The 24,833-nt window shown below is 40.2% G+C and carries 24 protein-coding genes, 1 tRNA gene and 1 pseudogene; 6 read left to right on the forward strand and 20 right to left on the reverse strand.

Annotated elements, in window-relative coordinates; translation table 11 throughout:
• Window positions 1–312: 312 nt before the first annotated feature.
• Together ACSFXN_RS00905 and ACSFXN_RS00910 are read right to left on the reverse strand one after the other, a co-directional pair.
• A complete protein-coding gene (locus tag ACSFXN_RS00905) occupies window positions 313–1,143 on the reverse strand; it encodes a transporter substrate-binding domain-containing protein (protein ID WP_437148326.1) in 831 nt (276 codons plus the stop codon).
• A gap of 318 nt (window positions 1,144–1,461) precedes the next feature.
• Window positions 1,462–2,103, reverse strand: a complete 642-nt coding sequence (locus tag ACSFXN_RS00910) for a NeuD/PglB/VioB family sugar acetyltransferase (RefSeq protein WP_437148327.1) — start codon at window positions 2,101–2,103, stop codon at window positions 1,462–1,464.
• Between the two features lie 138 nt (window positions 2,104–2,241).
• On the opposite strand from ACSFXN_RS00910, the gene ACSFXN_RS00915 reads away from it, so the two are divergent.
• Both ACSFXN_RS00915 and ACSFXN_RS00920 read left to right on the forward strand, forming a co-directional pair.
• Entirely contained in the window at window positions 2,242–3,270 is a 1,029-nt protein-coding gene (locus ACSFXN_RS00915) for an acyltransferase family protein (RefSeq protein ID WP_437148328.1), read from the forward strand.
• A gap of 724 nt (window positions 3,271–3,994) precedes the next feature.
• A complete protein-coding gene (locus ACSFXN_RS00920) occupies window positions 3,995–4,474 on the forward strand; it encodes a hypothetical protein (RefSeq protein ID WP_437148329.1) in 480 nt (159 codons plus the stop codon).
• Between the two features lie 105 nt (window positions 4,475–4,579).
• Here ACSFXN_RS00920 and ACSFXN_RS00925 read toward each other — a convergent pair whose 3' ends face one another.
• The 6 genes from ACSFXN_RS00925 to ACSFXN_RS00950 form a co-directional block, all read right to left on the reverse strand.
• A complete protein-coding gene (locus tag ACSFXN_RS00925; protein WP_437148330.1) occupies window positions 4,580–5,296 on the reverse strand; it encodes a DUF1028 domain-containing protein in 717 nt (238 codons plus the stop codon).
• A gap of 17 nt (window positions 5,297–5,313) precedes the next feature.
• On the reverse strand, window positions 5,314–5,436 hold the full coding sequence (locus ACSFXN_RS00930; RefSeq protein WP_437148331.1) for a hypothetical protein: 123 nt from the start codon (window positions 5,434–5,436) through the stop codon (window positions 5,314–5,316).
• Window positions 5,433–6,869, reverse strand: a complete 1,437-nt coding sequence (locus ACSFXN_RS00935) for a sodium:solute symporter family transporter (RefSeq protein ID WP_437148332.1) — start codon at window positions 6,867–6,869, stop codon at window positions 5,433–5,435. Before ACSFXN_RS00935 ends, ACSFXN_RS00930 begins: the two co-directional genes overlap by 4 nt.
• Entirely contained in the window at window positions 6,866–6,988 is a 123-nt protein-coding gene (locus tag ACSFXN_RS00940; protein WP_300990026.1) for a hypothetical protein, read from the reverse strand. Before ACSFXN_RS00940 ends, ACSFXN_RS00935 begins: the two co-directional genes overlap by 4 nt.
• 338 nt (window positions 6,989–7,326) lie before the next feature.
• Window positions 7,327–9,387, reverse strand: a complete 2,061-nt coding sequence (locus ACSFXN_RS00945; RefSeq protein WP_437148333.1) for an Ig-like domain-containing protein — start codon at window positions 9,385–9,387, stop codon at window positions 7,327–7,329.
• Window positions 9,388–9,715: 328 nt separating this feature from the next.
• Window positions 9,716–10,315 (reverse strand): competence protein ComK, encoded by a 600-nt coding sequence (locus ACSFXN_RS00950; RefSeq protein ID WP_437148334.1) that lies wholly within the window; start codon window positions 10,313–10,315, stop codon window positions 9,716–9,718.
• Between the two features lie 778 nt (window positions 10,316–11,093).
• On the opposite strand from ACSFXN_RS00950, the gene ACSFXN_RS00955 reads away from it, so the two are divergent.
• On the forward strand, window positions 11,094–11,693 hold the full coding sequence (locus tag ACSFXN_RS00955) for a DsbA family oxidoreductase (RefSeq protein WP_437149138.1): 600 nt from the start codon (window positions 11,094–11,096) through the stop codon (window positions 11,691–11,693).
• Window positions 11,694–11,860: 167 nt separating this feature from the next.
• On the opposite strand, the gene ACSFXN_RS00960 is transcribed toward ACSFXN_RS00955, so the two are convergent.
• A complete protein-coding gene (locus tag ACSFXN_RS00960; protein ID WP_437148336.1) occupies window positions 11,861–13,123 on the reverse strand; it encodes a TcaA 3rd/4th domain-containing protein in 1,263 nt (420 codons plus the stop codon).
• A gap of 324 nt (window positions 13,124–13,447) precedes the next feature.
• On the opposite strand from ACSFXN_RS00960, the gene ACSFXN_RS00965 reads away from it, so the two are divergent.
• Both ACSFXN_RS00965 and ACSFXN_RS00970 read left to right on the forward strand, forming a co-directional pair.
• Window positions 13,448–13,960 carry a zinc ribbon domain-containing protein gene (locus ACSFXN_RS00965; protein WP_437148337.1) on the forward strand — a complete coding sequence of 171 codons (513 nt, stop codon included), beginning with the start codon at window positions 13,448–13,450 and terminating at the stop codon, window positions 13,958–13,960.
• Window positions 13,950–15,521 (forward strand): zinc ribbon domain-containing protein, encoded by a 1,572-nt coding sequence (locus tag ACSFXN_RS00970; protein ID WP_437148338.1) that lies wholly within the window; start codon window positions 13,950–13,952, stop codon window positions 15,519–15,521. The genes ACSFXN_RS00965 and ACSFXN_RS00970 overlap by 11 nt, the downstream gene beginning before the upstream one ends.
• Before the next feature lie 181 nt (window positions 15,522–15,702).
• Here the strand turns inward: ACSFXN_RS00970 and ACSFXN_RS00975 are convergent.
• From ACSFXN_RS00975 to ACSFXN_RS01025, 11 genes are all read right to left on the reverse strand, one after another.
• A tRNA-Leu gene (locus ACSFXN_RS00975) sits at window positions 15,703–15,786 on the reverse strand.
• Window positions 15,787–16,138: 352 nt separating this feature from the next.
• Entirely contained in the window at window positions 16,139–16,915 is a 777-nt protein-coding gene (locus ACSFXN_RS00980) for an SGNH/GDSL hydrolase family protein (protein WP_437148339.1), read from the reverse strand.
• 162 nt (window positions 16,916–17,077) lie between these two features.
• The gene (locus ACSFXN_RS00985; protein ID WP_437148340.1) at window positions 17,078–17,218 is read right to left on the reverse strand and encodes a hypothetical protein; all 141 of its coding nucleotides are present in this window, start codon (window positions 17,216–17,218) and stop codon (window positions 17,078–17,080) included.
• A gap of 352 nt (window positions 17,219–17,570) precedes the next feature.
• Window positions 17,571–19,001 carry a competence protein CoiA gene (locus ACSFXN_RS00990; protein WP_437148341.1) on the reverse strand — a complete coding sequence of 477 codons (1,431 nt, stop codon included), beginning with the start codon at window positions 18,999–19,001 and terminating at the stop codon, window positions 17,571–17,573.
• Between the two features lie 32 nt (window positions 19,002–19,033).
• Window positions 19,034–19,576, reverse strand: a complete 543-nt coding sequence (locus ACSFXN_RS00995) for a helix-turn-helix domain-containing protein (RefSeq protein ID WP_437148342.1) — start codon at window positions 19,574–19,576, stop codon at window positions 19,034–19,036.
• A gap of 321 nt (window positions 19,577–19,897) precedes the next feature.
• Entirely contained in the window at window positions 19,898–20,155 is a 258-nt protein-coding gene (locus ACSFXN_RS01000) for a hypothetical protein (RefSeq protein ID WP_301855125.1), read from the reverse strand.
• A 95-nt stretch (window positions 20,156–20,250) separates the two neighbouring features.
• Window positions 20,251–20,409 (reverse strand): hypothetical protein, encoded by a 159-nt coding sequence (locus ACSFXN_RS01005; protein WP_437148344.1) that lies wholly within the window; start codon window positions 20,407–20,409, stop codon window positions 20,251–20,253.
• A gap of 363 nt (window positions 20,410–20,772) precedes the next feature.
• Entirely contained in the window at window positions 20,773–22,155 is a 1,383-nt protein-coding gene (locus ACSFXN_RS01010; protein WP_437148345.1) for a hypothetical protein, read from the reverse strand.
• Between the two features lie 474 nt (window positions 22,156–22,629).
• Window positions 22,630–22,845 (reverse strand): hypothetical protein, encoded by a 216-nt coding sequence (locus ACSFXN_RS01015; RefSeq protein ID WP_437148346.1) that lies wholly within the window; start codon window positions 22,843–22,845, stop codon window positions 22,630–22,632.
• A 188-nt stretch (window positions 22,846–23,033) separates the two neighbouring features.
• Entirely contained in the window at window positions 23,034–23,780 is a 747-nt protein-coding gene (locus tag ACSFXN_RS01020) for an MBL fold metallo-hydrolase (protein WP_437148347.1), read from the reverse strand.
• A gap of 216 nt (window positions 23,781–23,996) precedes the next feature.
• Window positions 23,997–24,155, reverse strand: a complete 159-nt coding sequence (locus tag ACSFXN_RS01025) for a hypothetical protein (RefSeq protein WP_437148348.1) — start codon at window positions 24,153–24,155, stop codon at window positions 23,997–23,999.
• A 124-nt stretch (window positions 24,156–24,279) separates the two neighbouring features.
• Here ACSFXN_RS01025 and ACSFXN_RS01030 point away from each other — a divergent pair.
• Window positions 24,280–24,748 (forward strand): annotated as a pseudogene (locus ACSFXN_RS01030) (SDR family NAD(P)-dependent oxidoreductase); the annotation flags it as partial.
• Between the last annotated feature and the right edge of the window lie 85 nt (window positions 24,749–24,833).

The following is a 24,833-nucleotide window of genomic DNA, read 5'->3' on the forward strand; positions in this document are numbered from 1 at the left end:
TTGTCATTTATCTAAATTTTATCAGTACACACCATAATTGTATATAAAGTTCAGAAAACTTTTTTCAAATAAATAAGACAAATATAGATATCTTTCTTTCCATGAAAAATCAAAGTGGATCGTAAAGCTCCTTCCAGGAAAAAGGGGAAATCTTCTACAATCAAATGAATACGAAAATCTATAGGCTGGCCGCACTTTCTGTATTCTGCTGTCACACGCAAGGCAGAATTGACAAATCTTCACTTTGTTTAAAACTTCTTTAGACAGATATTCCGCGGCTCCAGTCATAAGAGTTACGCAAGTCTGCTTAATTCACTTTAATTGTTGTGCTTTCAAAGTCTCGATATCCGGTGCTATGCCGAACCATTTTCCATAGATTTCTGCATACTTCCCGTTATCGAGGAGGATATTAATGGCTTCATCGATTTCCGGTTTTAAGCCGCTGCCTTTTGGGAATAAGACGCCATAAAATTCATTTTCAAAGCTATCGTCCGTAACGGCTTTTAAATCTTGTTCCGGGTGCATTTTCACATAATACTCTATTACGGCATTATCAGCGATGACTGCGTCCGCACGGCCTTTCAGCAGCTCCTGGATGGCCAAGTTATGGTCTGCAAACTTCAAGACATCTCGACTATTTTCTCCTGCAATGCTTTTTGCCGTTGTCTGCCCTGTTGAACCGTTCAACACGGCCATCTTCTTTCCTTTCAAATCGGTACCGCTCTCTACGCCACTACCTTTGGAAACCATAATTTTGTGTGTGGACAAATAATAGGGAACAGAAAAATCAAATGTCTGTTTCCTCTGATCAGTAATTGTGATAGAAGAAATTGCCATATCCGCTGTTTTCCTTTCGATTTCCTCAAACATTGGTTCCCAGCCGACTGCTTCGATATCCGCTTCATAACCCGCTTCCAGTGCAACAGCTTTTGCAAAATCAACCCCGAATCCGATGACTTCTTCGCCCTCCATATACTCCATCGGCGCATAGGCACCGTCTGTCACGATTCTTAGTATTTTCTTTTCTTCAGCCACTGCTTTTTCGACAGCTTGACTGCTCTCCGGTTCACTCTTTCCACATGCAGACAGAAGCGCCACTATGATAAGCATCAACATAAAGTTCATTAGAGAGAATCTCTTCATCAGTTGTTCCCCTTTTTATTAAGGTATTTTTTAGAAATACCTGTAGTGTACGAAACAAATTCCCATTGCACCTTTGTCTGGTTATTGTCTTTCCTTAACCTGTTGCGGCAAATTAATGAAGCTGAAAATCCCATTGTATACATTCTATTGAGGAAAGGTTAAATATGGGTAAAGCATAATATTTAAGCAATAAAAAAAGATGGCTTCGAAGTTCCGAAACCATCTTTTCGCCTTGAATTATTGAAGGTATATTTTCATCTCTCACTGTCTCAGTCACCACTAAACATCTTTAATTCTTCTCTGTTACTCATTTGAGCTTTATAGCTTCAACTCATTCGCTTCTAAAGTAATCTCCCGAGCTGGCACTCCCATAACAGTCGTATACGCTCCAACATTCTCTATCACAGCCGATCCGGCACGGACAATGCTCCACTGGCCAATTTCTTTTGTCGCAGTTACACTTGCGCCCGCCTCGATCAAGACTCCTTCTCCAAGTTTAGCCACTCCTGCCACTGTTGCACCAGGAGACACATGGACATAGTTTTCCGCAATACAATCATGTTCAACTACTGAACGTGAATTTATAATTGCATGATCGCCGACAATTGCCGCTGCATTTATCACCGCTCCCGGCATTACGACAGTGCCGTGCCCAATGGCGGCGCTCGGGCTGACAATGGCATCTTTGTGGATGGCGGTCGCATATTGATCGGCGTTTAGCGCCAGACCCTCAACGATTTTTCTTCTCACCGAGTTTGCCCCAATCGCCACAATCACTTTAGCCTGCTCTTTTTCAATCAGGCTATGTACTTCGGAAACCGGCCCGAACCAGCAGCCATCTTCTTTAAACAGCTCAGCGTATTTATCATTCAGCTTTGCCACCACTTGATTGCCGGAAGAATTAACGATATCCGTAATCACTTTGGCGTGGCCACTGTCGCCAATCAATAAGATGTTCATTCTTTATTCCCCCTCGACAAGTCGAATATGTTTTATTTGGTCTTCCTCTAGTTTTCTTGAAAAAGCGTAAAATTATTATACTGTAATACAATGTATCTGTTAATATTAACAGATACTAGAAATTTTGGAGGACTTAAGGTGAAAGAACGAGAAACTTGGATTGATATAGCGAAAGGCTTAGGAATCATAGTCGTGGTCATTAGCCATTCCGGAAATGATTTTGCATACCATTATTTTTTCTGGTTCCACATGCCGCTATTTTTTATTTTGAGCGGCTATACATTCAAAGAAATTACCACTAAGAAAGACTTTAAGGCATGGACTAAACGAGTGGCTTACAGATCGTTATTGCCCTACCTCTCTTTTGGGGTTCTCATATTTATCATATACAGTCTGATTTCTTCATACTTAGGCAAGTTTAATTTAACTGCAGCAGGGGAAATTTTTATGAATTTGATTTACGGTGGACAAGAGCTCACAGGTTATTTCGGTGTCTTTTGGTTTATCACTTGTTTGCTGGTCACTCAAGTTTTATTCGCTTTCATTCTATTGCTCTTTAAATCACATATTATGCGCTTACTACTAATAGCATCTTGCTATGTGCTTGCGCATCTGGAATCCGCCTTCTTATCCAGCGATATTGCCATTCCATTAAATGCAGATGTCGCGTTATTGGCTATTGTCTATTATTCTATTGGCTGGTACATAAAAACGTTCGGGAAAGACTTCTTACGGAGTACTTATCTTTTGATCTTTACAACCGTTTTGTTCTTGATCACCCTCACCTATGAAGTTCTTTATGGCATCGATTATACCTTGGATATGAAATACCGTGTCTATACGGATTGGGCAATGGATTTGTTCATACCCGTCCTTTTCAGTTTTGTTTTGTTTCAAATGAGTTTTGGGTTAGCGAAAATACCGGCTGCTAAACACCTTTCTCAACTAGGCCAGATGACGTTGCCTATCATGTATCTGCATTTGCCATTCAATATTGCCTTGCTGGCTTTTTGGCCGAATTACAATTGGCTGGTTTTCACCATTGTCGGCATTGCGCTTCCTGTCCTATTCCAAAAGATTAGCGAGAAATCCTCACTTGCTGCATCACTGTTTTCAGGGAAGCCATTTCAACCTGGAAAGAATGCTTTTTTTAAAACAATTCCCTGATTTCACCGTTAGGTAATTAAAGATACTTTTCAATTTGTGTAGACTACCCATCGAATTTCAAATTCCGATCGCTGTTCAATTAAAAGAACGCTTTTCCGACAATATGATTGTTGGAAGAGCGTTCTTTTGATTTGATTCTGTATCATTTCTACTTTTCATTCTTCACGTCAATAAATCAAAGGTTTTTCGTTTAAGAAATGTTTCACTTAGTAGTTTAATTTCTCTTCGATTACCATCATCGGAAAATAGGAACCGTACTCACTCGTTTCTGCTTCAGAATAATTCATATCAATTAAAATACTTAGAATTATTAACACAGATCTTAGACGTTTTGTTACTAATTTACATAGTAGCTTTCTCTTTGTTCAGAATATCAGTATTGCATTAAATTATCAGAATATTATAAATTTTATATTGACACTTCATGGCTATAGGTGGATACTTTAAGTAATACATAATAGCTGCAATAAACCGTTAAAAAAGATTTTTCACTGAACAATCTGCTAGCACAATCAACTAGTCTTCAAAATTCCCCGGGTTCTGCAATTCTAAGGAAACGTCCCTTATCAGTTTTTCAGGAGGTGTTTATACTACCTGCTATATTCGACCAATCTAGTTTATAAGAAAAAGCTGACCTTTTTGTCGAGGATGCTTCTGCCTGCTTCAGCAAAGTTAACGCATCGATTGCAAAACAATCGATATGCGTAGATTGGAGAGAGTAACGATGAAAGGCTCAAGAATAACTAAATGGATTTCTGCTATATTTCTTGCTGTTGCCTTTAGTTTAATCTCGCAGCCAGCATTAGCCGATTTAGAAGGGAATCCATGGCCAGGCCATACGGTTTCAACTATTTCATGCGAGTCAACTTCAGGGAATTATGGATATGGTAAGGTCCATGCTTTTCCTCCTAGCTTTGTGCGCTCTTGGGGTGATGCGAATGAACTCATCATCTGGGCTCCTACTCTATATCGCTTAGTGGGAAACGAGTGGATTTTAGTATCGGATGAAATGACCTCTGCTTATGCTCTCGCAACTCCAAATGGAATTGCCGGCGGCTGGTTCAATTTGAAAACTAACGAGCCATTAACTGTCTCTTCTGTTGACGGTACTTTCGGTACGTATAGGGTCATAAATTCAATTTATTGGGATAGTGCTTACCAGGTCCACCACGAGTGGTCTCCAAACTCGTGCCCAATATTGTAAAAATCAGATAGGAATCTTGTAAATAAAATCAAATACGCCTGAAAATCAAAAACCATCTGAGGATTTAATAGTCCTCAGATGGTTTTCTTCATGTTTCTAAATGATTCAACCCTCGTCCTGCAGCAAACCCATCTCCCGGGAAGACTCAAAATCGAACTTCCCTGCTGGATTCTTCAACGTCGGGAGCATTTCCACAAACGGAAAGAGTTCTTTTTGAGCCACTTCAAAAATACGGCGAAGTTCTTTGACCGGGTCCGGATGTTCATCCACCCGCAGATCGACGAGCGGGTATTCTTCGGTGGAAAAGACTTTCAAGGAAGCCGATTGCCGGCCTCGCTTGTCGCCACCGGCAGCTTGCCCCGCTTCCATCGCGGCAATCAAGCGTTCAGCCAACGTCAGCTCAGATGTGCTGTCGAAAGATTTCTTCATTTCCTGGATGGTCTCTTCGCCGACCAGCATATTCCCGGCAATGGCGTAGTTTGATCCCGTCACATGGCCGTACCAGCCGTCGCACTTGTCGCCGGAAAATGCGACAGCATTGCCTTGTTTATCAACAATGCCGAACTGGCGGATTGCCGGTTCCGGGTCTTCCTGCAAAATTCGCTCCATCACTTGCTGGGCAGACAAGCCTTCCTCCAAATACTTCAAGCCATTGATGCCGATATACGGATTCACGAACGACTGGGTGGCAATGGCCCCGACTCCCGCTTTTACGAACGGGCAAAGGCAGCCTACCGCCGGCACTTTCGTCGAAACGGCCACTCCGAACTGGCCCGTTTTCTCATCCCGTGCTGTGATTGAGAATGTATTGAGTTTTAACATCCAACCCCTCCTAAGGTTCACCAGATTTTTTTCTTTCTTAATTCGTAAAGGAAATAGCCGAATATCGTCAGCATCAAAAGCGCCGAACCCAATATGCTGACCCAGATCAAAACGGTAAAAACGCCAAGTGAAATCGTCATTTACGTTTCACCTCCGTTGCCTGGCTTTGTCCGACCCGGTAAAGTTTACTCCAATTGTAGTCGGCCGGTTTCACTAAGCTTCCGACCCAGCACACGAGGAATGAAACCCAGCCGCTCGCTACCACTCCCTGTAAATCGCCGACGGTGTAATACACCACATAGCCCACGACGATGGCTAAAATCGAAGCGATGAAAGCGACCGTGGCATCAAGCTTTTTCCAGAACAAACCGTAGATGATGGGAAACACGAACGCCGCATTGATGACGCCCAGGAAAATCAGCATCTGCAGCATCGTCAGGAATTTCGGCAAACTGATCAGTAATGCCAAGACTCCGATAGCTACCGTTAGGATTTTACTGATGCGGAGCAGTTTTGCGTTGTCTGCATGGGGGTTGATGCTTTGGTAGATATCATGAATCAAGAGCGACACTAAGGCATTCAGGATAGCAGCAATGGTGGAAGCCAAGGCGGACCAGACCCCGACCAAGAACACCCAGCTGACGAAGTTGCCGCCGTAAATCTGTGCGATAAAAGGCGCCACCTGGTTGACTTCTTCCGGTGCCTGATTAGTGCCGATGGCGACAAAAGCCAGCGTAGCTGTGGCAAGCGGCACGAAAAACCAGCCGATGCCTGCTAAAGCGAAAATACTCATCAACTTATCTTTTCGTACTGCATAAGCACGCTGCCAGAATGTGTTGTCCATGAACACTTCACCAATGGCGAACATCGCCCCGGCAAACATGAACAAGATTCCCGCCGGCAAAAGCAGGTCCAATTTCTCAGGGGCAAACTCAGCCATCCCCCTATAAATCGGTGCGACGCCGGTGGAAAAATACACAAGCGGCGGCACGACAATAACCACCAGGAAAATCAGCATGACCTGGAAAAAAGCGATGCCTGTAATGGAAGAAAAACCGCCCATTGTGGCGTAAGCGATAACGATGATAAACGTCAGTATAACCGCCAACGAATAAGGGACATCAAAAATCTGTTCCAGCAACAGCCCGCCGCCGATTCCTTGAGTCATCAGCAATCCGAACATATAGATAAACAGCATAATCATAAAGAAATAATAGTTCTTCTTATCAAAGCGGTTTTTATAGAAGTCCCCCACTGTCTTGCCATGCGGAATGATTTCATGAATGCGCTTGCCTAAAGGCGAAAACGACACGACTGCAACGCCGCCAAGGAATGAATACGCAATCGCGCCAATCACACCCAGTCCGTATGCCGCTTCCGGGGCAGCCATAATCGTATTCCCCGTAATCCAGAAAGCCAGAAGAGACGTCGTTCCGAACGCTACGCCAAGCTTGCCGTTTCCGGAAATGTATTCATCGGCTGTAGATACTTTCCGTGAGATGAACCAACTCGATACAATGAAAATCACGCCCAGGATCAAGATGACAATGATGTTCCCCCACGGAATGTTCATTCCCGTTCCTCCTCTTCTTCTTTGTGAACCATTTCACCATACAATCCGAACAACGGGCCATAAGCGGAAATCACAACGACCAAAAACAATACAATGCTGCTGGTGATCCAAAACGTCATGTTGTTTCCTCCTGTCATTTTTTTGGCCAAACCGCAAAGCGCCTACTTTCTCAGCCTTTCGTTTTTATCCATCTTAAATAAGGACATTAAGTAACAAGAAAATCGATATGATAAACAAAAAGAAAGGCTTTCTCTTCACACCCTTTCGTTTCGTAACATTTTGATAATGAAAGTATATTTTGGATATCATATAATGTCAAACTTTTTAGATAATTTCAACCAATATTTAATGCCTCTTCTTCAAATTGGCGGAACATTATAGAAAAATGAAAAAGAAGCTCACCCCTTTACCGTTTAGGATGAGCTTCTAAAAGTTTTATTTTTTCTATCCTTACCTATTAATTCACCTTCACCGTTTTGTTCAAACTCTTATTCCCTGCCTTGTCCTGGGCATAGAGCTTCAACGAAGAACCTTTTTTCTGTGCAGTGATTTTCACTTTGAAGTTTCCTTTGCTGTCAACTGTCCCTTGTCCGATTTTCTTCGTGCCGTTGTAGATGAATAAAGCGGCACTCTTTTCGGCTTTGCCGGAAACTGCTGTGGTTTTGCTGGATATAGAATTGACCGTCGGAACGGTTGGAGCTGTCTTATCGACAACTTTCACGTTTTTATTGCTGCTTTTGTTTTTCGCTGGGTCAATGGCATGGGCAGTGATCGTTGTTCCCACTTTCTGCTTGGCAATTTTTAAAGCGTACTTTCCGCTCTTCGCCGGCGCTTCTCCCAGTTTCTTGCTTCCTGCATACACATGGACCTTGGCGCCTGACTCGGCTTTCCCGCTCACGGTAACTGAATTATCGCCGACCGGATCGACGCTTGGCACAGGCGGCGGCGTCTTATCGATTACTTTGACGATTTTTTCCTCACTTTGATTGCCGGCTTTGTCCACTGCAACTACGGTTATCTCTGCACCTGAAGGCACCCTTGAAATACGGCCGCTAAAGGCCCCCCAGACAGCTGTCGCTTCCCCAATCTTGCCGTCTCCCGCATAAGCGTAGACTTTCGTTCCCGATTCGGCTTTTCCGGTCATCGTGGTATCGGTGCTGTCTAATGCATTGACGGACGGAGCGCTTGGCGCCGTTTCATCTTTCTTTGGTTCACTTTCCTGGAAGATATAAAGCCGACTCTCGCCGTAACCGTAGACATTAGAGCCGTCTGACTGTAAATGCTCGATATACTCCGTTTCGATGGTATCCAGTAAGGCGCCATCCGGATCGTAGACATTCAGTCCAAAGGAGCGATCCGGGATTTTCTTATTCTCCCCTCTTATGGCAAATAGTTTATCCGAATCCGTCGTTGCGATATCATACACAATGTCATCCAGCACTTTTTCAAACTTTACATTCCCTGTTTTATCTAATCCCTTAATGGATGAAAAAACATACCGGTCTTCTGTGTCAATATAGCTCTTAAAGTAGTACAGGCCTTGCTGCGAAGCGATGAGATCGGAATATGAATTGTAATAAACCCCCGAGACAAAATTTTCCTCTTTTAATTGCTTGATGGCCGGCGATTCCATTTGAAGAGTCATTTTCTTCGTTCCATCAAAATGATAGAAATTGAAAATGTCTTCTGCATAATGATTCACGAGAAATCCGAACTCCTTGAACTGCGTGAATGTTTGGTCCTCATATTTTCCAAAATCTTTTTTATCAAGAACCGTGCCCGTCCTCACGTCAACCGCAAGCATGATTTCATTTTCAAGTGCTGGATCCGTTCCGGCCTTTTTCTCAAAGCCCCGGGGAAAAATGACATTGTCTACAGGCATCAAGGTATGTTCATGGGTCCATTTGGCTTCCAACGGCACATGCCACACTTGCTGCCGAGCAGGAAGATGCACAAAATTGACCCCTTTAAAATCCTGATACACAAAAGAATCTTTGAAAAGCGCACCTCCTAGAAAACCGTCAGCCTTGCCCCGGAAAAGATATTTCCCGTTGATGTCGTAAACCGTAAAACCGCTCGAATAAAATTCGCCGCCAGAGATAGTGGAAAGAATTATATATTTCTCATTGATATAAATTTTCGGGATCGTGTCAGGAATTGCCGCTTTGACCGTTTTTAAAACTTCTCCAGTCTTAGTGGAATGGATCTCCATCAGATCCAGGTTTCGATTCATCGTTACAAATCGGTCTTCTGCTATCGCATAAGGACCTGGACCGCTCCCGGAAATTTCCCAATTCAACTCACCCGTTTTGCTGTAAGAAGAAATTCGGACGACATGTCTCGAGGACGTACGGTTAGCTGTAATCAGCTGATCATCGAAAATTCTCAGCTCTTTGAGATCGGAGCTCGGAATTTTTTTAACGTCCATAAAGGTATTGTCTGCCGCCTCCGCAGTGTGATGGAAGGAAACCGGTATCAGCAGGACCGCACCAATAAACAATAACAGCAATTTTTTCATTTTGAACCTCCTTTTCATTGTCAATTCCGCCTTAAAACTTTCCATATAATTTACAGCTTTTATCTAATAGTAGACTATTTTTCCTAGTAAATAAATACTTATTTTCTGAAAATTAAGATAAATAATATTTTAATTTTTTAGTAGAAGGTTAGATAGAAAAACGACATCTTTAATGCTAGCCATAGCTAACAGTAAAGATGCCGTCCATATGAAATCTATTAATAGTTAGTTTATAAGTGCGACAATATTAAACCAAACAACGTGTTAATCTAATTTATTTAAGGCAACACAAACCGCCATAGCTGAATCCAAGCTTGCCAAAAAGACATTAACTGCTTGCGTCCCGGCCTCCGCCCTTTTCATCTTCGGTTTCGTAATTAACCCCATTTTCTTTAATGTATAAATGATACGAGCTCTGCAATCTCCTATTGAGATTTTCAAAATTCTTTTTGCGCTCCTGGATCTTATACTGCAGCTCATAGGCTTTGGTCAGCTTCTTGTCGAATGTCCGCTTGCTGACATTGACCGAGACCGCACTGCCGTTGCTCAAGTTTACCTGTGTCAGTTTCTTATCTATAGCGACAGAGTCCACGACATGCCTCAAGCCGAACCAGACACATTCTTTCCGCAATGGCGATGAAGACGGGAAGAAAATAAGAATCTCTTCCTGATCGAGTACAATCGGATTCATTGTTCCCTTCACCAAAATCTCCGCTCCGTCCATTGCCCCTCTTAAACTTGACCCGCGGTACCTCAAGTTGATATCGATTAAATCATAAGGACTCAATTCAACCTTTGTAAATCCTTCTCCATTGCTAATTAATGCATGCAAGAATCCGTTCTCGTTATAGTTAGGCAAGACGATTGTCGTTTCCGCTGTAATGATGTATTCAAATTTCATGACCTTTTCCTTGTTCTTCTTTTTCACTTGTTATGCTCCTTTTAGGTTAACGCTTATTTTTCCCATTAAAAAGGAGTATACTAACACTGGGTTGGTATACTCCAACTATTATCCTCGGGTGAAGGTTGTCCAGACTATTGCACCCGGGGATTTCTTATTGTTCGCAGTGCCTTGTTCACATCGCACTCACCTCCTCGAAGTTGCAGCCAGGACCATATTCCTTCTGATAATAGGAACCTTGATCTTGCCGGTCAATATTCTTTTTAAACCATTCCATGGTGAAATTATGTACGTCTCTGTCCTTCTCGGATTCAGCTTTCACTCCATTGATCTATTTCAACTATCCGAACCAACAAACCACTAATTCCCAACCCTTCAATCTTCCACTTGTTCAATTATATAGTTATACCTATCAAATTGTCGAACTATTTATAACTTTTTACCCATATTTTATTTTTTGAGTTTACATTGCTTTGCTTCATTTAAATCTTTACAAAAGGAATCAAAACATATAGAATACTTTTCTTTTCTCTAAGCTCTTTTAAGCTTGCTAAATCTAAGTACAAGAGAGCACATGCCCTTCCTTTCTCCTACGCCTATAGGCAAAGACCGCCTGCATGATTTCATCGAAGACGGTCTTTTAAGTATGTAGTTGAATTCAATTGCCATCGCCTGTTATCCCGCAAATTAGTTCAAATTACGTGTAAAACGCGAAAATATCCTCTATGCTATAAATGACTACTATTTTGGAGGGATTACGATGAAAATTGAAATGTGGACAGACTTTGCTTGACCGTTCTGCTATATTGGCAAAAGGCGTCTGGAAGACGCCATTCAGAGAATTGACCATCCCATTGAAGTGACTTACCGGAGCTACGAACTGGATCCGACAATGGGCCGGAATGTAAACGAAAATATGCACGAAATGCTGGCACGGAAATATGGCATGAGCATTGAACAAGCGAAAGCGAATACGCAAAACGTCGTTCAAATGGCGAAAGAAACTGGCTTGGACTATCAAATGGATACGCTGATCTTAACCAACACGTTCGACGCTCACCGGTTAACGCTGTTTGCGAAACAACAAGGCTTATTGAAAGAAATGACCGAACGGATTCTGCACGCCTATTTCACCGAATCAAAACATATTGGAGACCATGAAACTTTAACGGAACTGGCAGTAGAAGTCGGGCTGGACCGGGAAGCTGTCGCCAACATGCTGGCAAGCGGTGACATGGCAGACGCTGTCCGTGCCGATCAGCAGGAAGCCAAGCGCTATGGCGTGACGGGTGTTCCGTATTACCTGATTAATGATAAATACGCTTTGACCGGTGCTCAGCCGACCGATCTTTTTGTTCAGGCATTGACGCAAGTGATTGCGGAAGATGAAAAAACTATCGAATAAACCCATGAAAATAAAAGAGCCATCTCCTGAAATCTTTTGATTCCGTTGGAGATGGCTTTTTGCTGATTCGATTATATGAACTCATCCCGTTTCAAATGGGATAAAAAATATCTACAGGATCCCATTGTTCCACTTACCCATTCTATTTCGATCCTGCTTCGGAATTATTACATTGGCACTTTTTCTGAAGTTAGCTGATCGATTTCTTGAATATAGTACTGGCCATTTTCGTATATCACTGTGTACGCTTTAGTTTTGTTGTATTTCAGCCGGTCTTGAGACGAATCAAAATAGAACATTTCCGCTGTCGTTACCACAAAAGTAGTTTCGTCTATTACTCTAAAGTTTGTAATGGTATTGGACTGAAAACTGTAATAGTAGTAAGTACCCATCGTGTAATGACGATGGATATCAGCTAGATAGTCTTCCTGGATCTTGCTTCCAGTCGGGAAATAATCTTCAATGTAAGAAAAATCCGCATTGTTCAAAGCCGATTCAAATGAAATTCTAAAGCTATCCACATAAGCCGAAACGCTATATTCATGCTCTTCTTTCAACAACTGCTGTTTATGCGCTTCTATTTCTTGGGTCCGTTCAGCTGCCATTTTTTCTTGGATATGTGAAAATTGAACATGAACCGTATCCGATTCCACTTTCGTTGGCTCGCCTTTTATTTTTTCACCCTTGTCATTTTCAGTTTCCGCTGTCACTTCTACTGTACCGTTCAACGGGAGAGGCCCGATGGATTTCAGGTCAGCAATAGCCGTTTTAGTAGATTTTCCATTTACCCACAAAATGGCTTCCGGCACATCTGATGTGACGTCTACAATACTCGCTTCTATATCAGGGCTATAGCTATACTTATTTTTACTGTCACCAGTTACATCAATTGTTCCTTTTTGAGCGATTTCCCCATACTCGCTAGCCACTGAAGCGCTCCATTGATATTGACCTGGCAAGAAATCACCAATTTTGATAACTTCCCCTTTATCCCCTTTTACCGTTTTGTCTGCTAGTGTAACTGTCATCCCGTCAAATGGTAGTTCCATCTCTACTGCTGTAGGTTGAAGCAAAAAGCTGACTTCTTGATACATTCCTAAAATCACTGGTTTCTTAGTAATGGAAATCAATTTATTGCCTTCAGAGTCTAAGATTATGTTTGATAGGCCTTCTTCCTTTATACGCGCAGCTTCAGTTTTCATCTGATCCCGGATTTCTTCCCAGCCTTCTTCTTCTATAAATGAATAAAAGCCAGATGCATTTACAGCTGTTTTTTCAGGTACTTCAAAATAGCTTAAGAACTCCGATTCTTCTCCTGAAATATAGGAGTGGTTCAATTCTGCCAGTTTATTGGACACGTCATATTTAGATTTGAGATATAGGTGCGTTCCGATCAGTCCTATCAAAATTACAGCAATCGAAATCAGCATAGCGACTTTTCCTTTTTTACGCTTTGAAGAAATCACAGGCTGGGTCTTTTTGTCTTCTGCACCGCTACTTTTTTCCCCTTCCTTTTCGCTGCTAAGCGATTGGCCACAGCTTACACAAAATTTTTCATTTCCCTTTCTTTCTACCCCACAATTTGAACAATTCTTCATTTGGCTTACCTCACTCTTTTTTAACTAAATATAACATATAAGTAGTATTTTAAGTACATTAATTTCTTTTTAGAATAATTCGTTAGTTCTATTTTTATCGTTTTAATGATATTATTTAACTATTAAATAACCAATCTTTTCAATGGAGGAATTTTAATGAGTGAATTTCAGAACAAAGTAGGCGGAGGTTTGAATATGATTCAAGGCTCTTTGCAACAAGGGAAACAAAAACTTCAAACAGCTCAGGAAATAAGCCAAATCGAACAAACATTAAGCAGTTTACGCCAGAAGCGCCATGAACTCATTGTCTCACTTGGAAATAAAGTTCATAAAAAAGTAAGGTTATATGAACTGAAAGATATCGACTTTTCGGGGATTTCAGCTGATATTGAAGCCCTGGACAAAAAAATTTACCACCAAGCCAAGGTAGCAGCGGACTTGAAAGCGACGAACGAAAACATGTATATTTGCACTTCTTGCAACTCTGAAGTTATGCCTTCTGATCGGTTCTGCGGATCGTGCGGAACACCTGTCATCATCCCGGAAACCATTGAAGAAATTTTGAAAACTTGCAAACAATGCGAAGAGGATATTCCAAACTCCGCTTCATTTTGCCCGTGCTGCGGCCACGCAACTGCATCAGAAAAGATGACTTCTGATGTTTTGTAAAGAATGCGGAGCAAAACACCCAAGCTTCATCAACTATTGCCCCAACGATGGGCAGGAATTAACTGTTGCTTTGCCTTTTGCTGTCGGCCACAAAAATACAGGATTCTGCGGAGGCTGTGGAAATTCAGTATCGGCTTCAGCGCAATACTGCCAATCCTGTGGAGAGTCACACCATGTCTTAAAAGTCGGCACTGTAAAAAAAGTGGAACCCTCGATAAGTGCTAAGAAAAATCTTAGCCAATCCAAGCTTATGATTGAGCCATTTTCTACAAAAACCTTCACTTCCATTTTATTTGCTTTAGGCATCTCTATCGTCTTAGTGATTGTTGCTGCTTTTCTTCTTAAAACAGAAGTAGAAACTGCATTGATTGAAAGCGCTGACGGTGAACTTACAAGAGGACAACTTCATTCAATTGAAAATTATTTCAGCACTGAGTTTGAAAGTGAATACGATATCAACCTTGAATTGCCAAACATCTACAATATTTTCACTTATATTTCTTTTATGCACGGAATTGACTTTGAATTGACCGGAGAGGCTCAAGAAGATTATAGCGATTTTTTTCAATATGGGATTGAAGTGGATGCCCAAAACTTTTCTGCCCCACTTTTGTTGATCACTTTCGTCTTACTAGCGTTGAGTGGGATTGCTCTCGGCTACTTTATCAAAAGAAATCATATTCAAATGTGGCAGGCAATTATTGGCTTTAGCTTACTATATGGAATCTTCATTGCTGTTTCTTCCTTTATCGCCAGCTTTAGTTACATTAACAGCATAGACACATCGTATGCCAATGTTTCCCTAAGCTTTGCCGGTAAATTCCCAATTGTTGAATCTTTCTTTTCCGGCTTAATATTAGCTGCCGCTATTTCGGGATCTGCAGCATTAATTACAGTATACGGCAAACAGACCGTCCACTTTTTGCAGACAAAAGCCTCCTATGTTCAATACTTATCTTTTGGTCTTATGATCATTCTAGGTGGGCTTTTCACAATGGCCGCCATTACTTTTATAGCTCTTAGTGCTTCCTCTGCTGCTGATGAAATCTTTAAAACCTTTGAATTGAGCAGCATTGCTCTATTCGGGTCATTCAGTATATGGATATGGGATTTAGCTCACTTGCTACCGATTAATTTGACCATTAAAGAAATTGGAGAAACTGAATCCTACACCTTCCATCTGCTCGAATCGTTATCTGATAACCAAAGCGAAATTGTCGGCCTGTTTTTCATCAGTGAAGCATTTCCGCTATGGGTAAACTTAAGTTTCCTCCTGCCAGCAGCCTTGCTTATCGGAGCCGGATACATGCTTTATAATACGCATAGCTTAAAGATTTTCGAGACATTGAAGTTTAGCGCTTTATATGGACTTTTCATGGTTGTTGTTAAACTATTCACCAGCTTGAAATTCTCCATGACTTCATCAAGTTTTGATGAACTTGATGAATTTGTAAGCGCACGAATTCACACAGATTTGCTTTCTGTCTTTCTTATTTCAGCTATATACGCTCTTGTCTTTTTCAATGTAGGCGGATTTTTAAAGCGCTATTTAAGCGAATAATGTTGTAGGCGTGACAAGATGAATAACACTGTCTTTTCCTGGCTGGTTCAATCTTCAAAGTCCCATTAACTAATTTATCAACAAAAAAGCCGTTCAAGACAAGGAGACTTTCCTTATCTGAAACGGCTTTTCCAATTGAAACTATTCCGGACAATTCAGAACCAACTTTTCTATTAAATGATGCGGACGAAGGGATTCGAACCCTCACGGTGTCTCCACCACTAGACCCTGAACCTAGCGCGTCTGCCAATTCCGCCACATCCGCAGGAAAAGCTTTTCAACCACTTTCTTGCCATTATTATGCCTCTGATATCCATTAAATATCAAGTCGGAATAAGTAGAATACATAAAAACCAAACGAAGTTTGAGGTTGTTTGCAAAAGAACATGAGTTATTGGAACGGATTCTGCATGCCCACAAAAAAACCGGTCTTCTTACTTTCCTTTCATCGCCCGATTCCACCTCAGCGGGCGAAACAGCTCTTCACGACAGTTCTTCCTCAATTTATAATTGTTTTATGGATCAGCTGTATCGACCAACTGTTGATTGCTGCCAAACGATTTTATAGCTCTAAATCTCGCTTTATACAGAACTCCTTAATCAACAGTTTGTTCCAACTATTTATTTAGTACTTCTTGTTCTACATACGTCTTCAAGGTTTGGAATATATATTCATGCCCATCTTCATCGGGATGGATTAAATCTTTCATCAATTTAGCATGCGTAATATTGCCAGACGCCATATCACTGGCCATAACTTCGTAGAAATCAAATAGTTTCAGGTTTTCTTCTTGTGCAAGTGTCCGCGTCGCTTCAAGGTAAGGAACCATTCGATTATTCAAAGACGGAGTGCGAGTAAGATTTGGTGTTCTTAAAATCACTTCAGCATTTCCAGTCTCTTTTATTTCATTAACTAGGAGAGCATAATCTTCTTTAAACTTTTCAACCGAAACATTCGAAGTGCCCACCGCATCATTGATTCCTGAAGAAATAACGACTAAATCCGGGTTGAATGTCAACACATCGGAGGCTAATCTGTCTTTCATCTGAGTGATCGAATTGCCGCTCACCCCTGCATTAATGACTTGTACCTGATTCGGATAGTTCCCATCGAACCACTCCTGCATCTTTCCTACATGGTTCGGCTGGCCATTCGTCGCTGCGTTTTGCTCAGTCACCGAGTCACCCAGAAAAACCACCGTCACTTGTTCTCTGGCTTCCAGTTTCTCCCCGAATGTTACCGGTTTCGTTGTTGCTTCTGTTGTTTCTGTTGCTTCCTGCGTTTCCGTTATGGCGCTGCTCGAAGCTTCATATTTCCCGAAATTACGTTCACCGTAGTAAATGATGAATACTACTGCAATCAGCAATACTCCAATAATCAATTTTTGGTACATTTCTAATCTACTCCTCTTTCTATCTGTAAGTAGATTTTACCATCTAGGCGGATATCTGTTAACAATAATATACAAATAAATCACCACCAATTTGATGATTACAGCTGCTGGCTGTACAAAATAAAAGCCAGACACAATGTGCCTGGCTGCTTTGGACTCTTCTTATTTTGAAACTTTGTCTTTGATCGTGTTTTTCAAATTTGTCGCTTTTTCGATATAGCCGTCTTTATTTTCATCCCAATGGGCTTTGCCTTTTTCGATTGATTTGTCTTTTAGTTCGTTCAGCTTATCCATAAATGCCATGTTGATCACCCTTCCATTTTGATTATGTTACAGGAAAGGAGTTTCTTTCACAACAATTTGCTCAGGATGTAAGAAGTTCGCTGAATGCGACTCTTTTCAAGCGTCCACATTTCATCCCAGTGCACAGAGCAATTATGATAATTTTGTTTTTCCGATAACTAGGCGAAAGCCACAGTCCAAAACCCTCGCGGTTGATGGACACGGCTTTTTCTCTATACAATTGTTGTGTATAGGCAGAATTTTTTCTACCACAGTGGCGCAATCTTATAATCATGAATCAAAGAAATTGCTTTGTTGATAAAACACAAATGAATCTTCTCAATTCATATTTTTTAGCTATATTCCAATATTTTCACTCAATCTGATTGACCACCAAATACCTATAATACTCCTTAACTTTCTCTATTTCCTTCCACTGCTCATCACCGATAAGATCTACCGCTTCCTCATCCCATTCACTTTCTTCCATATTAAACTCCGAAAAATACATAGCCAGCAAACCATTTTGTTTTTTATCTTCCATTTTCGAAAGCACATCATTTTCAACAGCGAATGGATGTTTATATTCGCGCATGTAAAACTGATTGCTAATAAACCCACAGCTCTCTAGGACTTCCAAATACTCATAAATCAAGATTGCTACAGATTTACTGTTTCCTATCTCATACCGAATTTCCTCTTTGATATCTTGAAAGAAATACTTAGGAAAGATTAACTTCTTTTTGCTGGTATTATGCTTAACCGCTTTATGGAATACGAGTAATTGCCATAGCGGATAAGGCGTTTGGATATAGTGGTGATTTTCTAATTGGATATTAAAGATTCCTGGAAAACTTTCGTTAGTAAAGCCATATTCTTTTGCCAGTCTTTTAAATTTAATTTGTTCCTGATACGACATCTGCTGAAGCGCCTCTTCTAAGCTAAAGTTATTTAAATACCTTTGATAGCTTTCAAACTGCCTAAGCCGCTCCTCTATTTTTCGTTTTTTATAAGCCCGTGCGTTCCATATCTCCCTTGCTTCCTGAATACGTTTATGAAGGTGCAAATCAATCTTATTAATAGTTTTTGAATCAGCCAACATATAGTGGCAAGGCGATTGCACTTTAATAATTTTCAAGTCCATTACTGGCATAACTTGAACCTCAGCAAGATACACTGTCTCTGAATCAGAAGATAACTCAAAGAAATCACCAATCTGCCTTATTAAACTGGTATACGAATCAATAAAATAAACAGAGCGGTCTTTTTTATTCACTGTTTGCTGAAGATACTTCAAACGCAGCAATTTTTCTTCACTTGCCAGTTCTTCATCATCTATTTCTCTGTAATACTTCATACCGAATAACCAGATATCCCATATATTCGCTTCTCGGTATAGCTTTCTGCGCTCAAGCCACTCATCGGCTGTCAGTTCTGCGCATTGGATTTCAAAAGCAAATTTTTGGCCATCTCCAAAAGCCGCGTATACGTCGGCTATCTGATTTGTTTCTACTATTCTTTTTTCCAAAGAAACCTCTGCTTGCGGATACTGTTTTTTCAACCATTTATAAATAAGCAGCTTTCCGTTCAGATGCTCTTGTGTTTCAGGTTCTCCCGTAAATGTGCATTCTACATGGGGTTCGTGATTGAAATGATGGATTCGCTTTTTTCCGCCATGAAAGAACACCAGTCTTTCGCAGTAAGGGCAGTACAGTTCTTTCAACTTGGAAAACTTCCTTAAATCCAGTTTATTTTCTTCAAATGAAAACCTTTGACGGCCTGATGAATCAAGCGCAACGAACATGTTACTCCTCCTCACTAAATAGAGTGCCTCATTTAATATTTATATATCGATAAATTGGCCACTTTAAAATTGTTCACCAGTGAATCTGTGCAACTCCCTGATACCCCGATGTTTCTTTTATGTAATTTATCCAACTCGTTTTGGAGGATGCCTACTAATACTTTATTTTGTTCCGGAGCATCTTCGTCCAATATTCCACAAATCTCTTCACACTTTTCAAGGAAGGTGTCGACTATCCATTCTTCTTCGAAGTCATCGTGGAAACCATCGTGTATATGGTTATTGATTTCGATATGCTCTGCATTGATAAGTACATGAGCTAAATCATGAGAAGATTGAATGTTAGGAACCCGGATGGCCATTTTAGGCATTTGCACGTTTTCTTTATCTAATTTCAGAATCGAAATATTCAAGACTTCAAAAATCGCTGTTAAAATACCTTCTCCTGCCCCTTCATTTTTTTCAATTCTTCGTATTGTACGTTCACTCACTTGGGCTTTTTCAGCTAAAGTCTCTTGTGATAAGCCCATTTCTTTTCTTCTGTCTCGAATAAGTCGGCCTATATCCGTATTCATTGCCGTTCCCCTCCTATATCAACTCTTACTATTATTTACTCATATCCCCATATGATTGAACAGGACAGAAAAGCGGACAATTTTAAGATACTCCGCTTGAGTTAATGGAAATACGTTTTAAGAAATCAAAAAGCTATCTTCATACCGAAGATAGCGGATTCTTTCTACATTAACTAACACCATTTCTACTAATTGCCTCGATTCGCTTTTTTATAAAACCCTTCATGAAATTAGATTGAACCAGCTACGTTATTTTCAATAGAAGAGTTTGATATCAAAAAAGAATGCCCATATGGACACTCTTTATCTCACTTCTTCCACTTATTTAACCAATTCAACATAAATCCCATCACTGCCATCTTCCCTGACTTCTTCCGAAAAACTCAAAGCTTGATATCTACTATACAGCTCTTCATCTACCTCCCGAAAGACTACCGCTAAAGGACGTAATGCGATGTTCTGGTCTATTTCCGCAAGCTCCTTCATGATCCCTGATTTATTGGTCTTGAAGTAATCTTTCACTTCTTTCAACTCATTCGCACTTAACAAATCCTCAATCGCTTGAGTATTTAAATCCATCGTATCCTCCTCTTAATCATCATATTTCGTTGACCTTGTTTAAAAAACTAGCATAAAAATGAAAAAGCGCCCCCTTTAGGAGCTGTCCTACATCATTATTCCTTTTCTATCAATTCTTCAATAAAACCGGTTTCTTCAAAAGCACCTGTGCCTTCTTTTAACGCTTTTGCAAATTCCTCCTGGCTTTTGAAAAAGCTCACTTGGTAGTCTCTTGAGTGGTCTTTTATAATGTTTACCTGATTTGTTCTACTCATTTTTCATTACCTCCAAAAATCAAGAAAGTTATTTTCGTATCTACATTATTCCCTTCAAATCCATCAATAAACCTTTCCCGCTTTCTAATTTTTCTCCTCAGACTGATTTATTCAGCAATCGCCTCTTGTCCAGGTTCCTATCTTGTTCTTATTTCTTGCCCTTTTACTCTTCTGTGCACAACAATTACGAATGATTAGCCAGATCCAAGAATATCCAAAAGACCACCTTCGAAATCCTTTGATTTCATTGAAGGTGGTCTTTTAATCGAATAAATTCAATTGTCCCTTACATAGGGTGCAATTTTATAGAAAATATCCATCTAGAGTTATGAAGTTATTACTAGCATTCAGAAACATATTGCACTAAGTTTTATTTTTTTCTTGCTCTTTTTCTGCTTCTTTCTCATTTCCTTTAACTTTCTTTTTATCTTCCTCTGCAGATGAATCACTAGGTGGTTCTGTTTTTTCCTCTGATTCAATATCATCAATAATACTCAAAGCCAGTTTTACGATTGCAGCATCTCTCTTGTCTTCGTTTTTTATTTTTGATATTAAGAAATTGCCAAAATAAAAATGATGCGTATTTACAAAACGATTATGGAATTGAGTTAACGTTTTGATCGTTTCCGAATGCATCTTGATATAGACGGCCGCTACGAAATCAGTGGCAATGGCGCTCACTCCTCCAAGAATAGCGATAATAATTTCAGACTCGACGTCAAACTTCTGAGTATAAAAGAAATAAAAAGTGATTCCAATAATAACAAAGCCCAACGTTAAGCAAACTACGCCTATTTTATACAGCCAGGAGTTTTCACTAAGAGCTTCATCATAGTATCTTTTCAGTTCCAGGTGGTGTTGCTTGAACAGCGTTTCTGCTCTTGCTTCTATGGAGTAGACTCCAATTCTTATCATTTCCAATTCATGGTCGATCGCTTGGCGTTCTATTTGAAACGCATTCCGTACCGGAACCATGGAGATCAAGAGCATGAATAGACCAAATAATATAATCAGGATCCTTGTAATCCTGGGATTTTGAAATAATCCACCGGGAGATGCAAAGGGACCGTTATTAATAGCCAAATCAAAAACAAAGATAGAAAACAAAAGACTGAATGCTCCCAGAGCAATCAAAATCCTCCTGAGCCAACGATGCCAGCGCGCATACTTTCTAATTTCTTTCCTTCTGCTTTTCAGGAAATACTCTCTCCGCTTAAGCTCTTCTTTCTCCTCTGTTAAACCAGTTGATGTCAGAGCCGGTGTTTCTTCAAAATAATCTTCAATCGTTAACTTTTCCAACTCACGATCAATATCTTGGCGCACGATTTGATATACTTTTCTTAAAGGAACAAACGATAATAAAATCATTGAAATGCCCGATAATATAATCAACGTTCTGGTGAAGACAGGATGTTGAAATAACTCCCTAAAATTACTTGCCGTACTAAAATTTCTAACATCAAGGTCGAAAAGAAAGACAGCAAATACCAAAATTATTATCCCTATAGTGAGCAACCGTTTTCTTGTTTTCCGATGCCAACTTGCCACTTCCATAAGTTCTTCTTTTCTTCTTTCTCTTAATTGATCTTTTTCATTTTCTGTATTTTGTTCTCTATCTTGTGCTGGGTCTGTTGAGCTGTTAATCTTCAACTTTTCTGTTGGCTTTGAAGCAGCGTCTATTTTAGTTGTACTTCTATTTTTGCCTCCTTTCTGGCTGAATTTGAATAAAGACTTTAATATTCCCATAAGAATCTCCCCATTTCAGAAATTATTTCCAAAAAGAATTGATCTTTACTGTTTCGGCACATCGTTTTTTTATATGTATGATACAATTTTAACATTATTGAAAGGTATTCACTATTAATTAATTGAAAATTTAGATAATTTAACGTGCAGCTTTTTTAACACAATCGACTTTTAGGTATTAATGAACTAAACCCAAATGGGAGCACTTTTTAAAGTGTCTACCATTTGGAGTTCGATTCATTTGAAGATAGCTGTTTTTCATATACTTCTTTCATTTATTATATTTTTACGCATATACTTCTCCGAAAGCTCTCCATGTCTTACTTTCTCTAACGTCTTCAGCTTACTGCTCCAGCTGAGATCACTCCACCGGAAGAGTTGCGCCTCAAAAAAGAGTGCCCACTTGGACACTCCCCGTTCAATGCTCCTATTTATTCAACAAATTCAACATACATCCGATCACTTCCGTCTTCTTTAACTTCTTCCGAAAAAACTCAATGCTTCATAGCGGCTTTGCAATTCTTCAGTTGGCTCTTGAAAGACGAGCGCTAAAGGACGTAATGCGATGTGCTGGTCTATTTCCGCAAGCTCCTTCATGATACCTGCTTTATTGGTCTCGAAGTATGCATTCACTTCTTTCAACTCGTCAGCACTTAATAGATTCTCAATAGCTTGAGTATTTAAATCCATAGTATCCTCCTTTTTTTTCAACATAAAGTAAGATGTATATGATCAAGGTATCCCTCTATAACCATATTCCCCAGGCAGCTATAAAAAATGCTTTTTTTCCCTTATTGTGCTTTATGGTTCCTGAATGCGGATTTCCTTTACGCTATTGCTGAAAGGTCTTGCACACAGAAGCATGGGTTTCTTCTCCCTTACTTTGTTTCTGTTTCAATAAAATTTATATTTGCTTCATGTTGAGAAATCAAGTGTGAGGGAATTGGCTGTCGCCGATAATAAGCTCGTTTATCACCAGACGTTAATTGGTGAAGATAAGCCAAATCGTCTTCGATTCGTTGAAGAATTTCCCTTTGAGAATTAAAAATAGGTCGGCCGTGTCCAGGAATCAGCGTGTGGATATGATGTTCGGTTATTTTCTCTTTCATCATCTGCAAACTCTTAATGTATTTTTGGCTAGAATAAAAGATAAATGGAAATTCTAAATCCGATAAGACGTCTCCTGCTACAACAAGTTTGCGTTCCAGAAAAAAAGTAGCCATCATATCGGGCGTATGGCCCGGTATGGGCAAGAAATAAAGTGAATCATCTGAGGTCAACTTGGTAGTCTCCTCCCCTATTTCTTCATCAATTCTTGGAAACTCAAGTTCTTTGTCACGTGCGACATACCACTGGAGATCAAAAGATCTCACTTTCTCAATTTGGTCTTTGCTTTCACTGATCTTGTGATGACCCAGCATATGCCCATGTGAAAACTCGGAAAATCCAGCGATATGATCCCAATCACCATGGGTGTAAATCAAGTTTAGCCGTTTGTCTGGAAGAGATTTTTTAATTTGTTCCAATTCACGAGGAAAGTAGGTGGGGTCAAACAGGAAACACTCCTCCTTCCCCTCTATTAAAGTCGAATTCGTTTGCCATAAGCAACTCTGGAAAATAATCATGAAAATCTCCTTTACGCTACAAGTTGAATATCCTATCTTGCCTATTCATCGGCTGTCTCTTTCGGTCAAATGAAAAGAAAGAGAGCGATGCTTTGTGCAAAATGCAAGTGACCATACTTCATCTATTCTTCTGAGAATATCACAGGTTAGTGTATTCGTTCAAAATACCACCAGTAAAATTAAAAAAGTGCTCCCTTTAGGAGCTGCCTCACTTCCTTATTCCTTTTCTATCAATTCTTCGGTAAAACCGGGTTCCTCAAATGCTCCCGTGCCTTCTCTTAAAGCTTTTGCAAATTCCTCCTGGCTTTTGAAAAAGATCACCTGATTATCTCTTGTATGTGCTTCTGTAAGGTTAACTTGATTTGTTCTGCTCATTTTCTTTGCCTCCTAAAAATTAAAAATCATCGTTTCCGTATCTACATTATCCCCCACAAGCCCATCAATAAACCTAATTCTTCGGACTGCAGCTGACGAACAACTCCGATCCATTAGACAGTTTATAGATACTGAGTACAACTATAAGGAGGGCTTTGCTGGAAAAGGTAGCGTTAAAACAGGTTCAGGCAACGGATTAGGCAAGGGTTTGCTAGCGCCTAGCAAAAGACGGTTTTAAAGTGGTCTTGAATGACATCAATGAAGAGCTATTGAATTCAACTCTTGAAGAATTTAAGAATGAAGGCCTTGACGCAATCGGCATCAAAGGAGACGTGTCAAAACGAGACGATCAGTTCAAATTAGTGGAAGAAGCCGTTAATACGTCTGGACGCTTGGATGTCTTTGTCAATAACGCAGGAATTGATGTCGTCACGCCGTTTTTAGATGTAGAAGAACAACGGTTAACAAGAGCGTTTTCAATCAATGTCAACGACGTGGTCTTTGGCACACAAGCGGCTGCAGAACAATTCATCAAACAAAAGAGCAAAGGGAAAATCATCAATGCTTTCAGCAGAGCAGGACATGAATCCTATCATTTTTTCGTCCCTGTATACAAAGCAATTTCGAATAATTAGCTGACTGCATGAAAACACAAAGACCGCCTTCAATGAAATCAAA

It is taken from the genome of Planococcus sp. 1R117A, from assembly GCF_051417975.1.
Classification (GTDB): Bacteria; Bacillota; Bacilli; order Bacillales_A; family Planococcaceae; genus Planococcus; species Planococcus shenhongbingii.